The organism is Vibrio sp. 10N.247.311.14 (assembly GCF_041467715.1).
Classification (GTDB): domain Bacteria; phylum Pseudomonadota; class Gammaproteobacteria; order Enterobacterales; family Vibrionaceae; genus Vibrio; species Vibrio crassostreae_C.
The window spans coordinates 1-14,154 of the sequence record NZ_JBFSVE010000083.1 but is presented as its reverse complement, the minus strand read 5'-3'; the positions used below and the strand labels follow the sequence as shown (position 1 = coordinate 14,154).

Genomic DNA, 14,154 nt, shown 5'->3' with positions numbered 1-14,154 from the left:
CTTTGAAAAACAATATGTCGCTTAATGCGGTGTCCAGTCTAACTGGAGCAGATCACTATGCCTGTACTCTTACCAGAGTACTAGCGGCAGAAGTTTCATAATTTCTGTTGCGCTGCGCTTACAAACCGATAAGAACATAAATCGATATCTACTTAGCCATCTTTACATACCTTTACATCACATGACGTTATCTTACTTACATTAGTATATTCTTAAGTAGTGAAACAAAGAGAAGGAAAACGTCATGAAAATCAAAAGCACGATAATCGCGTTACTCGGTATCGTTATTGCCTTCGGAGCAATGGCTGGTGGAATGAATAAAGGCATGAATAACAATATGTCACGCCCAGTATTTTCACAGTTTGATCTCGATGGTGATGGCAAGATAACCGAAGCCGAGTTCAATCAAGCACGCTCAGAACGTATTGCCCAGCGAGCAGAAGAGGGACGTACGTTGAAAAATATCAATCAAAGCCACAGTTTTGCTTCGTTAGATAGCAACGCGGATCGCGCTATCTCTCAACAAGAGTTTAATGCTCATCAAGGCATGGTGAACCCCAAAAATACCATGGGCAAAGGCAAAAACAATCAGTAGCTCAATTCAATCAGGCCTCCATTTGTGAGGCCTGACTTATTTTGAGATCAAGGAAGCAAATCCGCTTATGTTGGTGTGCTACCTTTTGCTTAAGGAAAAGCTAATATATAGTAAGGGAATCGCTATGACTAGGTATAGCTGGTTACAAAGGGCTCTGTTTGTTCCTCCTGTTTTGTTGGGCATCGCGTTATTGGTGATCGCACCAGGGATGAAGGCTGAACCGCCTAATGCGAGTAATACGGCTGCTAAAAAGGTGGTTCGGGTGTTGAAAGTCGAGCCGCGAAATATCCAACCTTCTGCCATCGGATATGGACATACCGAGTCTGTTCAAGACTGGCAGGCACAGTCTGAACTTGACGGCGCGGTTGTGTGGGTTTCTGAGCAATACAAAACGGGCGCTATTATCCGCAAAGACAGCGAACTCCTTAGAATTGACCCCACCGCTTATCAACTTACTATTGCCCGTTTGCAAGCTGAGCTTGAAGTGCTAATGCTAACGAATCAGACCATTATCGATTCGCTCAAGATTGCAGAGAAAGAGTTTGAGGTACAACAGTCAGAATATGCCCGCTCAATCAAATTGAGTGAAACCGGGCATATCTCCAAAACAGAGAAAGACCGCGCGACCAAAGACTTGCTCAGCAGCCAGCAACAGCTCCAGACACAGAAAAACCAACTGGCAATTAATCAAGCGCAGCAAAAGGTTTTGCAAACGGAACTAGCACTTGCAAACCGAGATCTCGAACAAACCGTAATTAAAGCCCCATTTGATATTCGCATTGTCGAAACCTTGGTTGGACTCGCCGAGTATGTCAACAAGGGGGAATTGCTGCTCAAAGCGGATGACATCGATGCCGTTGAGGTTCGCGCGCAGTTTCCGCTTGGTAAAATGCGTCCGCTAAGAAATTCCAATCGCTTTGACTCGCTTGACGAAGATGTTCATAGCAACTTGAGCGCGACAGTCGAGCTCCAAGCAGGCGATAAAGTAATTACTTGGCCTGCCGAGATCAGCCGCTCCGGCGGTGAAATCGATGCTCAGACTCAAAGCCAAAGCCTGGTTGCACAAGTAAATCAGCCCTATCAGCAAGCCATTCCCGGGGAGAAGCCACCACTTATTCGTGGGACTTTCGTTAAAGTCACGATTAAAGCACCAATGATGGAGCAACAAGTCTTGCTACCGATAAACGCCATCCATGATGGTAAAGTTTACACTGTCTCTGAAGGTAAACTGAAAAGCAAACCTGTCAGGATAGATTTCGTCCAAGGGCAGGTTGCGGTGATCAAATCTGGCGTGGAATTCGGTGATGTGGTTGTGCTAAGTAAACTTTCACCCGCCGTTGAGGGGATGGCTTTACAACCGCAACCGGATGAGAAAATCGGCCTTTGGTTGGATACGCAGAGCGGATTTAAAGCCCTAAACGCGATTCAGAAAGAGGGCAAATTATGATCGCTTTTTTTGCTCGGCACACCACTGGCGCCAATGTCCTGATGATGGCGGTACTGCTGTTAGGGGCTTTTGCCTTGCCCAAACTGCAGAAAGACACTTTTCCGTTGACGCCGACCAAAAATATTGAGGTTCGGATCGTTTATCCGGGCGCGTCACCTTTTGAGATGATGGAAGAAGTGTGTTACCCGTTGGAAGATTCTCTCGATAAGCTGAGTGGAATTAAAGAGTTAAGCTGTGATGCCCGAGAGAGTTTGGTCATCGCCAATGTGGAAATCGGCGATGATGAAGACATTGACACTTTAACCAGCGATATTCAACAGCAGGTTAACGCCATCAGTGATTTTCCGGATCGAGTTGAGCAGATCACGGTGTCGAAACTGGACCGAGTGGCAACGGTGGCCAGTGTCGCGATTACCGGCAATATGTCAGATAGGGACTTATATCTCTATGCCCAGCAAATTAAGCACAAGTTAAAAGAGAGCCCATTGATCGCTCAGGTGACCGTGAGCGGTTTTGCGGATCAAGAAATAGAAATTCGCGTATCGCAGTGGAAGTTGCAGCAGTACGGCCTGAGTGTGTCCGACTTGTCCAATCTAGTACAACAGCAAAGTATCAGCACTCCTGCTGGCGTATTTAGTAATGACTTGGAAGAGATCAGCGTCCGCTTCGACCACTTAGGCAGCAACGTCAGAGACTTCGAAAATATCGTGATTAAATCCAGTGAGACGGGGACTCAGGTTCGCCTCGGTGATGTTGCCGTTATTCAGCAGAAGTTCACTAGCGATGAAAATCAAATCCTGTTCAATGGTCAGCGTGCCGCTTTGCTTCAGGTGTCCAAAACGCAATTTCAAGATACCTTAACGGTCAAAGATGCGATCGTCAGCATCGTTGAAAAAGAACAGGCGAGAGCCCCTGAAGGCGTCGCTTTAACCATCACCCAAGATTCCAGCACCAATATTATTGAGCGTCTGAGAATCCTCACCAGCAATGGCGCACAGGGATTAGCACTGGCATTTTTGATGTTGTGGGCGTTTTTTAATATTCGCTTTAGCTTTTGGGTCACCATGGGGCTGCCGGTTTCATTCCTTGGCGCCATTTTTGCGATACAACTTCTCGGTTATACCCTGAATATGATGACGCTGGTCGGGCTGATTGTCGCGATTGGTCTGCTAATGGACGACTCGTTGATCATTGCAGAAAACATCGCTGCCAAGAGGCAACAAGGGCTACCCGCGTTTGACGCTGCAGTTGAAGGTACCAAACAAGTCTTCCCAGGTGTGATTGCATCGTTTGCTACCAGCATCATGGTGATAGGGCCGCTGATGTTTCTCACAGGCAAGATGGGCGAAGTACTACGCTATATTCCCATCGTGTTATTGATTACCTTGCTTGTTAGTCTGATAGAAGCTTTCTTGATCTTGCCGTCTCATTTGGCACATAGCCATACTGAATCTCGCTCTAATCCTATACGGGACAAGTTCATTGCCGGTTTTGAAAACATCAGAGACAGATTCTTTGTGCCAGTGAGTGTCAAGGCGATGAATGCACCTTATCTTTCAGTAGGGATATTGGTGATGGTGGTGATGATTTCAACCGCTTCCATTTCGTCAGGTTGGCTGAAATTCAAAGCCATGCCTGCCTTGGAAAGTGATGTGCTGCAGGCGCGTATCTTGCTCCCTCAAGGCAGTTTACTGAGCCAGACAGAGGCGGTGGTGGAGAAGGTTTCAAACGCGCTTGATGAACTCAACCAAGAATACGCAGAGAAATACCCAAGCTCAAAACCTTTGGTCGCGAGCACCACGATCATGTTCAACTCAAATGCTGATGCTAATGAGTCGGGGCCGCATATGGCAACCGTCAGTGCCGATCTATTGCCAGCGCAATTTAGGCAGCAGAGCATTAAAGATCTGATCCAAGATTGGAAACAAAAAGTAGGCCCTACGGCGGATGTGGTTTCACTCAAGTTTACCGATAAAGAACGGGGCATTGCTGGCAATGGCATTGATATTCGGGTTCAGGGTGAGTCGTTACAAGAGCTCAATCAAGTCAGCCGCTCGCTGGTGAAATGGTTGAAGGGATTTGACGGTGTCTATAACCTCTCCACCGATCTGCGTGAGGGCAGAACCGAATTTCACGTTAACCTTAAAGATGAAGCTGGCGTGATGGGAGTTAATGCTTCCAACATTGCTCAAACGCTGCGCAGCGCGGTAAAAGGCAGTACTGATCTGACGGTTTTCCAACAAGGCGAGCTGGTGGATATTAGTGTGAGACTGGATGAGTTTACGCACCAAGCTAGCCTGTATGAGTTGAATAACTTGATGGTGACGGCAGGCAATGGAACCCTAGTTCCATTATCAAGTGTTGCGACGTTTGACAGAAAACAAGCCTTCTCGCGAATTCACCGCATTAATGGGATGAACACTGTGGTTGTGCAAGGCAATATCGATACGCGGGTTGCCAATGCGCGTGAAATCATGCTGCAGTTCAATAGCGAATTTGTCTCGCAAACTCAACACAAATTCCCAGACATCACCTTCACCTCGCAAGGTCAGGATAAAGAAAGCTCAGATACGGGCTCCTCGCTGGCGACCTTCTTTGCTCTTGGCGTGGTGGGGATTTATCTTATTTTAGTGTTCCTGTTACAAAGCTACACTCAACCGATTGCTGTGCTGCTGGCAATCCCTATGGGCTGGATTGGTGTGGTATGGGGGCACTTGGGCATGGGGTTCGATTTGACTATTCCAAGCTTGGTTGGCTTTGCTACCTTAGCGGGTATCGTCGTTAACGATAACATTCTGTTGGTCAATTTTATTAAGAAGAATATCGCCCAAGGCGAGCGCTTGATAGACGCTTGTCGAGAGGCGGTACGTGACCGATTTAGAGCGATATTTATCACCTCGTTAACCACATTTTCAGGATTGCTTCCACTGTTAATCGAAACCAGTACGCAAGCGCAATTTCTGATCCCGTTAATTGCCAGTATTGCGTTTGGCTTAGTCTCGGCTACGTTACTAGCGTCAATTGTTGTGCCTTGCGTGCTGCTTATTTTGGACGATTTAAAGCTGACCAAATGGGCAGAAGGTGCTCAATCTTCCCTTTGAGGCCCTTGGGAGTGCATGCTGAACCATGTCATTTAGCCCGGCATGAAAATGGTAGTTTGCGTAGAATTTATTTGGCGATTAAACCCTATCACTGACTGCTGTTTTTTTTGCGTACAAAAAACAATAGGGTCAGGTCTTGTCTTTTGCTCTTTGGTGGCAGTTTTTCTATCAGGTTTAGTTATTTGTCATACCTGAAGTTATTAGTCATTTGCTAATGTTTGATTTTCCAAAACTCATTTCTGTCCAATTATCATTTTTAGCGACAGCTGCCCCGTTTAACTTGATTGCATATGCTAGCTAAGTAAAACATTATTGTTATTTAAGCCACTTATACATGGCCACTTTCCCTACTCTGGAAAGTGGCTTTTTTTGTTTTGCCGTACCTGTGGTTATTGATGGTTTGCTAATTTAACGAAAGCGCTGGCAAATAAATGTCCAAAAACGAGTTGAACGAAGCCGCTCTGCGGCTGTGATCCGACTATCAGTTAACCCTGTTTAAACTTGATCAGACCTTCATAATCACCGGCATGAATCACTGAGTTGATTTTTCATATACGCCAGAAACGAAAAATGTCGCATCCATGCGACATTTCTCTTTTGGCGGCCAAACCAGTTTTGCTATATCCATTCTAGATTTCAATCCATTAGGAGATTATTCAGAATGTAATTATAAGACGCTGTTAATGTTGATTAGTTCCCTTTATGCGGCATTTTTTTTCGATTTATCTTCTAAGTCGAATGACGCAGCGATTAATTTCTTGGTGTAGTTGTTTTTCGGCGCATTGAAAATCTCTTCTGCAGACCCTTCTTCCATTACTTCGCCCTTCTGCATCACCAGTACGCGATCCGACAGTGCTTTCACTACCGAGAGATCGTGGCTGATGAACAGGAAGCCGATATTGTGCTTGGCTTGAATGTCTTTCAGCAGGTCAATCACGGTCAGTTGTACTGAGCGATCGAGTGCTGAAGTCGGTTCATCCAGCAAAATGAAAGAGGGCTCTAGAATCAGTGCGCGAGCAATCGCGATACGTTGTCTTTGCCCGCCAGAGAACTCATGTGGATAACGGTTTATTGAATTCGGCTCTAAGCGAACTTCAATCAATGCTTTGCGCGCTCTTTCTAAACGTTCTTGCTTGGATAGATGAGGTTGATGCACCGTTAAGCCTTCGGTGATGATTTCCCCAACTGTCATGCGTGGTGATAAAGAACCATAAGGATCTTGGAACACCATTTGGACATCTTTCTTGAGCTTGTGACGCTCTTTATCATTTAATAAGCTAACGTCTTGGCCTTTGTAAACAATACGTCCGGTACTCGGCAGCAAGCCGATTAATGCACGTCCAAGGGTTGATTTACCTGAACCAGATTCACCAACAATGCCTAGCGTTTCGCCTTGCTTAAGATTCAACGAAATGCCTTTTACGGCTTCGAAGTACTGGCTTTTACTCTTGATAAAGTGTGATTTCACCAAGAACTGAACTCGGATGTCGTCAGCACACAATAGTTCTGGGGCTGTCGCCTCAACAGGAACCTTAGCGCCTTTCGGAATCGAGTTAATGAGCATTCTTGTGTAATCATGTTTAGGACTATCGAACAAAGATTGAGTCATCCCTTCTTCTACGAGCTCACCTTTACACATCACTAGCACGCGGTTTGCAAAGTGTTTCACCACACCTAAGTCATGGGTGATGAACAAAATTGCCATGCCCATTTTGTTTTGGATTTCTTTGATAAGAGAAAGCACTTCCGCTTGTACGGTCACATCCAATGCGGTGGTGGGTTCGTCGGCAATCAAAATATCGGGCTCGTTGATCAAAGCCATCGCAATCATGATGCGCTGCAACTGACCGCCTGAAAACTCATGCGGATACTTGTTGTAAGCTTGTTCTGGCATTGGTAAATGCACAAGATTGAAGAGCTCTAGCACACGCTGTTTTGCTTTTGATTTCGATACATTGCGGTGACACATAATGGCTTCTTCCACTTGTGTGCCCACGCGAAGGTATGGGTTGAGAGAGGTCATCGGTTCCTGAAAGATCATGCCGATTCTATCGCCACGAATCGACTGCATTTCTCGTTCAGTCTTGCCAAGTATTGATTGCCCCTCAAATTCTATTTCAGATTGAGCATCAATGATGGCGTTATCAGGGAGCAAACGCATGAGTGCGTTAGAAGAGACTGATTTACCTGAACCTGATTCACCAACAATGGCCAAGGTTTCGCTGGATTTAAGGGTAAAGTTAACCTTTTTTACCGCATCAATGATTCCATCATTGGTTGTGAAGCTAACGGAGAGGTTATTGACTTTAAGAATGGCCCGGTCCGACATGATATATCCTTATCAATTTAAGACATTAGGTGAAGATTTCACTTCTGACGTGGTTTTAAGTTGCCCAAAATGGTGATGAGCACGTTGAATTTGTTCTAGTTCGAGCATCCAATACGAACTGCGCTGAGCGCTGCAAAAAGCGATCAGGTGATTGAGCAAACCTTCGCTCTGCTTTTCCAATAATCCAAAGGTACGTTGAATCAGCTCAGTGTTCTCCAGAGAGATAAATTGCATCAGAGCGTAAGATTGATTCAAGGTATCGAAGGCTTGTTGGTGCTGACCTAATCGGTTGAGTATCTCTGATTGAGCGACGCTCGCGTCTCTTAACCCGGCAAGCAAGCAAGCAGGCAAATTGGCAAGGCTTGATATCGCTTTGGTATGCTGCATCTTGGATGTGGTGAGGAAGTGAGGTTAGAACATCACCATATAGGCGCTGTGCTTCAGGCCAGTGACCTTGTTCCATTAACTGTTCAGCTTTTAGGTAGTGCATCCAGCATCGTTCAATTTCCATATCCACATCCTCAATTTATAATATCCGTAAATGTTAATGATATTTGTTATCAATTGCAAATTAAAATCATTCACATGTTAAGTTGGTGAATTAAATGACGAGCTATTCCTAAAAATGGCTTAAATTGTGTGTTATTTGTTCAGTTGAACAGCTGTGTAGCGTAAGTCACTAAATTTGTAGGAAATTACATCTACACTGATTTTATCTACACCCAAGTAATGAAGGACTAAGGAGGCGGCGATGGCGATGCAAAGACTCAATACAGAACAGCTGTATCAGGTAGCGGATTTAGACAAGCTACCATGTAAGTCGACCAAAGAACTGGCTCCAATTGACGAAATCGTCGGGCAGGAACGGGCACAAAAAGCCGTTGAGTTCGCGATGTCAATCAAGGAAAAGGGTTACAACATTTATGCGATAGGGCGAAATGGTCTGGGTAAACGCACCATGATCTTGCGCTATCTGAACCGTCACCCTCAAGAAGTGCAGGAGCTTTTTGATTGGTGTTATATCGCGAACTTTGAAGATATTCGTACACCTAAGGTACTGAAATTGCCGCGTGGCGTTGGCAGCAGCTTAAAGCAAGATATTGAAAAATTGATGCGTAAACTGCTGAAAGGTATGCCTCTAGCGTTTGATAACGAGATGTACTTTAGCCGTGCTGACAGGCTTAAAAACCAATTAGCAGCTAAGCAACAAGCCGCGTTAGAAAGCATTAGCCAAGAAGCGAAAGACAAGGGCATTAACCTGACGATCACCACTCAGGGTGATTACCAGTTTGTGGCAATGAATGGCGATGATCTTCATACCGAAGAGAGCTTTGATCTGCTTTCGCCGGAAGAGCAAGATCAATTCGATAAAACCATTGATGGATTGGAAGTCGGCCTGCGAACCATCTCTCGTGAACTGACGGAACTTGAAGAAACGTACACTGAGAAAATTCAAAAACTGAATGATGATACGGCGCGAGACGTGATCACGCACTTCATCAAGCAATTGAAGAAGGATTACAGCCAATATCCAGACATTAAAAAGTACCTAACGGCACTGCGTAAAGACATTGTCGACAACGCTGACATCTTCTTAGAAGAGAGCACTGAGCAAGCAGAAGTTGCAACCGCTTCTTTGGATAAGAAAATGCCGCGTCGCTACAAGGTTAACGTGATTGTGAGCCAAAAGGAGGAGACTCTGCCGATCGTGGTGGAAGAGAATCCAAATTATCACTCTCTGTTTGGCTATGTAGAAACGGCAACGTTCAAGGGCACTGTCTTTACAGACTTCTCATTGATTCGTGCAGGTAGCTTACACAGAGCCAACGGTGGCGTATTACTGATGGATGCGGTGAAGGTACTTGAGCAGCCGTACGTTTGGGAAGGCTTGAAACGAGCACTGCGTTCACGTCAATTGAGCTTCACTTCATTAGAAAAAGAGGTGACCTTAACGGGGGCGGTATCGCTTGATCCAGAACCGATTCCATTGGATGTTAAGATCATCCTGTTTGGCGATTACCGAACTTACCAACTGCTGCAACACTACGATGCAGAGTTTGGTGAACTGTTCCGTGTAACGGCCGATTTTGAAGATGAGATGAAGCGTACTCCCGATTCTGAAATGCATTACGCGCGCTTTATTTCGAGCATCGTGCACGACAACAACATGCTGCATTGTGACCGTAAAGCGATCGCTCGCATCATTGAGCACAGCTCTCGTCAGGCGGGTGACCAAGGTAAATTGTCTCTGCACTCTGCTCACATTGCTAATCTGCTTCGTGAATCAAACTACGTGGCGAGAGGCTCAAAATCGAACCTGATTCGTGCAACGCACGTCGACCAAGCGTTATCTAACCAACAGATGCGTGTCGGACGACTGCAAGACAGCGTGATGGAAACCTTCACTAACGGCACAACGCTAATCCATGTTGATGGTCAAGCGGTTGGGCAAGTGAATGCGCTGTCTGTACTCAGCACGACGGATCATATGTTTGGTGCGCCGAACCGAATCACGGCAACCACCGCTTACGGTGATGGTGAAGTGATTGATATTGAAAGAAACGTAGACCTAGGTGGCAGTATTCACTCAAAAGGCGTGATGATCTTGTCGGCTTACCTTTCTTCCGTATTTGGTAAGACAGCCAAAGTCCCGCTCACCACTAACATCACCTTCGAGCAATCGTATGGTGGCGTCGATGGTGACAGTGCGAGTATGGCCGAGTTCTGTGCGGTGGTGTCAGCGTTCTCTAAGCAACCAAACCGTCAAGATATCGCAATTACAGGCTCGATGAACCAGTTTGGTGAGTCTCAGCCAATTGGTGGTGTGAACGAGAAAATTGAAGGTTTCTTTGATGTGTGTGAAATCAAAGGGCGTTCAAACGAACAAGGGGTGATCATCCCGCGTTCAAATGTTCACAACCTGATGCTGCGTAGCGATATCGTGAAAGCGGTTGAAAAGGGCGAGTTTAATATCTGGGCGATTGACCATGTAACAGAGGCGATTGAGCTGTTCACAGGCAAAGCCGCTGGTGAAGCAAGTGATGAGGGTAGCTATCCAATTGATACTATCTTTGGTATCGCCCAAGCTAAACTGAACGCACTGCGCAAATAGTTTGAATATCTAGATAGCTAAACAAATAAACAAACAGCCAAAACGCAAAAGCCATCGATTCTAGAGTCGATGGCTTTTTTGTTGGTTGAGGTTTAGTTTGCCAGTGAACTAATTGTAGTTGGTCAGCTTGCTGTATTCGGTGAAAGTCGCGTGTTAAAAGGCGTTACCCATTTCGTAAGCAAAGCTTGGTGCCATCGAACTTCAGTTTTGCCAACAAGTGTTTGGCGTTAGCTCGGCCAATATCATCAAATTCGACACCGTATCGAGCGTAGTGTGTCGATTTCTGTAGATTGCAGACGATGCCTCGCAATGGCGGAATCAGTGGTCCGTTGTAGTTCTCAGGGGTTATCTCAATAGACACGCGATCGGCAATCTGAATAGCACGAGAGGTTGGTGAGGTAACGAAACGACAACCACTTTTCGATAAGTCTCTTATCTCACAGTTTGCTCGCTGGTCGTTGAAGATGATTCTTGAAGCCAGATTCACTTCATAGCGTGTTTCTTTACGTAGCTGTGTCACTTGCATCGTGCTTGGTGTAGACAGCACTAGAATAGGGAAGGGTTCACCAATCTTATGGTGAATTTGGCTTCTAAAGTGGATAAGCGCGCCTTCACCTCGTAGAGAATACGCACGAGCGGTCATCCAAAAACCTTCTTGAAAGAAAAAGTTCAGATCTTCATTGGATACCTCGGGAACCTCAACCACAATACAGTTATCACTGTGCGTTCCGATAAACTTGGTGGTGGCGAGAAACTTCGTGCCAACGGGAGTCGAGACATTTAATGTCAGCTCACTGCCGTGCTCAATCATGGCCAGTGCATCAGTGCTATTGATAGTGGAAACGGTGCGATTACGAGGGTCTTGAAGTGCCTGATTATGCTCCAAAGGCTTCTTCAGGGGTGCGTTCATTATATGTTCTCCATGCGCCAACATGCGTCTGTTAGTTATATTGGTAACCTGCTAACAAGGGGTTATTACGTGCTAGATTTAGTGGACGTACTCACATAGATTTATAGAGTGCCTTTTATCATTGCTGATTTTATATTAAGCCGATTGCACTGAATTATTTGCTGTGTTTGTAAGTACTTAGTTTTATTTATATGCACTTGCGCTAGTCTATTACAAGGAACTCATACTTCAAACTTTTATTGTTTGTCGTATCAATTATTTGCAGGAGTTGAGAATGCAGGCAGTAAAATGGGATCATGAAGTGAACCAGATCACGGTAGAGTTAGAACCCAACCAGTTCGCGGTCGTTAAGTATCAAAAGGACGGAGATGTACTACATATCACGTCGACACGCATTCCTGATGAACTGCAAGGCAAGGGCTTTGGGAAGGTGATGATGGAATCGGTATTGCCTGAAATTGAACAAGCGGGCTTCAAAATTGTGCCGGTTTGTAGCTATGTGGTTCACTACATGAATAGGCAGCCACAGTGGTCACACCTTCTATCCGATAAAGCATAACAACGAGTAATATGTCTCAATCAATATCGTCGAATAATCGAGCTCAACCTGAAGCGGGTTCAAGTCAAAATCAGCCAGAGCTTTATCAACAAGAGTTTTATCAAAATGAGCTTTATCAAAAAATAGCGACCTCGCTGGGTTGTCATGAAGGGTTTGATGTCCAAGTGATTCAACGCCTATGGGGTGGATATGGCGAGTTAGTTCGCTTAGTCTTTTCTCAAGAAAGCAGTGCGGAACTCAAGAGTGTGATTGTTAAACATGTCGCGTTGCCAGATAAAGCTGAACACCCAAAGGGTTGGAATACCAAACTCTCTCACCAACGAAAGGTACACTCTGACCAAGTGGAAACAGCTTGGTATCAGTCATTCACCCAACAATGGGACGAGCGCTGCCCTGTACCTGTTGGGCTGCAATGTGAACTAGAAGAGAATGAGTGGCTGATAGTGATGCAAGACTTAGCGGATATAGGTTTTCCGTTAACCTCTCAGTTTGATGTACTTGCAGCTTCTGACTATCAGGTATCTAGTTACACACGAGAAGAGCAAAAACAACGTAATGCTTGCCTTAAATGGCTCGCTAACTTTCACGTAAAGCACATCAATATCAATCAAGAGCAGTTGTCATCATTGTGGCAAGTCGGTACTTATTGGCATCTAGATACACGTCCTGATGAGCTCAATGCCTTGGCTGATTTACCATTGAAGAACCAAGCCAAGCACATCGACCGTTTACTAAAAGAATGTCCATATCAAACCTTGGTACATGGCGATGCCAAGCTCGCCAATTTTTGTTTTGATTCTGAAAGCGAGCGAGCAGCTGCGGTCGATTTCCAATATGTGGGTTACGGCTGTGCGATGAAAGACGTCGCCTTGTTCATGAGCAGCGCGATTAGGCCACAAGATTGCGCAGAGCTTGAATCAGAAGTACTAGATGCTTACTTCCACTACTTGAAAGAAGCATTAGCGCACTATCAACCACAGCTTTCATTTGATGAAGTCGAAGCCGCATGGCGACCAATGTTTTACGTGGCATGGTCCGATTTCCAACGCTTCGTAAAAGGTTGGAGCCCAGAGCACTGGAAGATCAACCCTTATACTGAGCAGTTGACCTTACGAGTGCTCACTCAATTAGACGAACAGGAGTCCGTCAATGTTCGATAGAACCGCGAGCTGGAAAACGCCGCAAAACTTCTTATTACTGATTTCGATTGTTGTCCCTATCGCGTTTTCGAGCTGGATGGCTCTGCTTAATAACTTCGTGATTGAGAAAGCGAACTTTGATGGCGCCGATATTGGTTTGTTGCAAAGTGTTCGTGAAATACCTGGTTTCTTAGCGTTTACCGTAGTGTTTGTGCTGGCCTTCATACGTGAACAACGCTTTATGTTGATATCGCTAGCGATGCTCACTGTAGGCACCGCGATTACGGGTCTGTTCCCCTCACTCACTGGATTGTTGCTGACTACCATTTTAATGTCGACGGGCTTTCACTATTTTGAAACGCTGAAGCAGTCTTTGTCACTGCAATGGTTGAGTAAAGAAGAAGCGCCAGAGATGCTAGGTAAGATGATCTCAGTCGGCGCACTGGCATCCTTAATCACTTACGGATCTATCTGGGTGATGCTAGAACAGCTGAAGCTCGACTTTGCTTGGGTGTATGGCATCACTGGCGGTATTGGTTTTATTCTGGTTTTGGTGATGACCTTTGGTTTCCCTGAATTTCAAACCAAGACGCCACAGAATAAGAAGTTGGTGCTGCGAAAGCGAATTCCGATACTTAAAGCAATTAATTCTTTACTAATTTAGCAATCTCACTGAAACGTTTCTGTCCAGAAATTCACTAACGGTTCTTACCTACTAGTTTCCAACTTAGTTAGCTGTGATCAATAACAGCCAACTCGAAAATGCCCCTTTATTCTTTAGATATAGCAGTCATTCGTATAGGGGCAGTTGAACCTTGCCCAAGTTGCTTTCAAGCTATATAACGATCACAACGATAATCTAAATGAATTGTAAACGCCCCATGAACCTACAGGGCGATATTACTAATGTTTGAAGTTCCAAGGCAGGAGTGCATCGATATCGGGCTCTGCTTTTGCTAGCT

General features: G+C 45.3%; 8 protein-coding genes and 2 pseudogenes. 7 read left to right on the top strand and 3 right to left on the bottom strand.

The window, feature by feature from the left end:
• The first annotated feature begins 244 nt into the window (after positions 1-244).
• From AB6F11_RS20955 to AB6F11_RS20945, 3 genes are all read left to right on the top strand, one after another.
• The gene (locus tag AB6F11_RS20955; protein WP_017059884.1) at positions 245-595 is read left to right on the top strand and encodes an EF-hand domain-containing protein; all 351 of its coding nucleotides are present in this window, start codon (positions 245-247) and stop codon (positions 593-595) included.
• A gap of 124 nt (positions 596-719) precedes the next feature.
• Complete coding sequence (locus AB6F11_RS20950) at positions 720-2,042, top strand: efflux RND transporter periplasmic adaptor subunit (protein WP_032545691.1); 1,323 nt, start codon at positions 720-722, stop codon at positions 2,040-2,042.
• Positions 2,039-5,143, top strand: coding sequence for an efflux RND transporter permease subunit (locus AB6F11_RS20945; RefSeq protein WP_104216113.1), 3,105 nt, complete (start codon positions 2,039-2,041; stop codon positions 5,141-5,143). Before AB6F11_RS20950 ends, AB6F11_RS20945 begins: the two co-directional genes overlap by 4 nt.
• Positions 5,144-5,843: 700 nt before the next feature.
• Here the strand turns inward: AB6F11_RS20945 and AB6F11_RS20940 are convergent.
• Both AB6F11_RS20940 and AB6F11_RS20935 read right to left on the bottom strand, forming a co-directional pair.
• The gene (locus tag AB6F11_RS20940) at positions 5,844-7,472 is read right to left on the bottom strand and encodes an ABC transporter ATP-binding protein (RefSeq protein WP_102397884.1); all 1,629 of its coding nucleotides are present in this window, start codon (positions 7,470-7,472) and stop codon (positions 5,844-5,846) included.
• Between the two features lie 12 nt (positions 7,473-7,484).
• Positions 7,485-7,983: pseudogene (locus AB6F11_RS20935) on the bottom strand (hypothetical protein).
• Positions 7,984-8,223: 240 nt separating this feature from the next.
• Between AB6F11_RS20935 and AB6F11_RS20930 the strand changes: the two are divergent.
• Positions 8,224-10,584 carry a Lon protease family protein gene (locus AB6F11_RS20930; protein WP_017061577.1) on the top strand — a complete coding sequence of 787 codons (2,361 nt, stop codon included), beginning with the start codon at positions 8,224-8,226 and terminating at the stop codon, positions 10,582-10,584.
• Positions 10,585-10,747: 163 nt separating this feature from the next.
• Here the strand turns inward: AB6F11_RS20930 and AB6F11_RS20925 are convergent, their stop codons facing one another.
• A complete protein-coding gene (locus AB6F11_RS20925) occupies positions 10,748-11,494 on the bottom strand; it encodes a flagellar brake protein (RefSeq protein ID WP_017065025.1) in 747 nt (248 codons plus the stop codon).
• A gap of 274 nt (positions 11,495-11,768) precedes the next feature.
• Between AB6F11_RS20925 and AB6F11_RS20920 the strand changes: the two genes are divergently transcribed.
• The 3 genes and pseudogenes from AB6F11_RS20920 to AB6F11_RS20910 form a co-directional block, all read left to right on the top strand.
• Entirely contained in the window at positions 11,769-12,053 is a 285-nt protein-coding gene (locus tag AB6F11_RS20920; protein ID WP_104216114.1) for a GNAT family N-acetyltransferase, read from the top strand.
• Between the two features lie 11 nt (positions 12,054-12,064).
• Entirely contained in the window at positions 12,065-13,213 is a 1,149-nt protein-coding gene (locus tag AB6F11_RS20915) for a phosphotransferase (protein WP_104216115.1), read from the top strand.
• Positions 13,203-13,817 (top strand): annotated as a pseudogene (locus AB6F11_RS20910) (MFS transporter); the annotation flags it as partial. The gene AB6F11_RS20915 and the pseudogene AB6F11_RS20910, both read left to right, overlap by 11 nt.
• Positions 13,818-14,154: the final 337 nt, after the last annotated feature.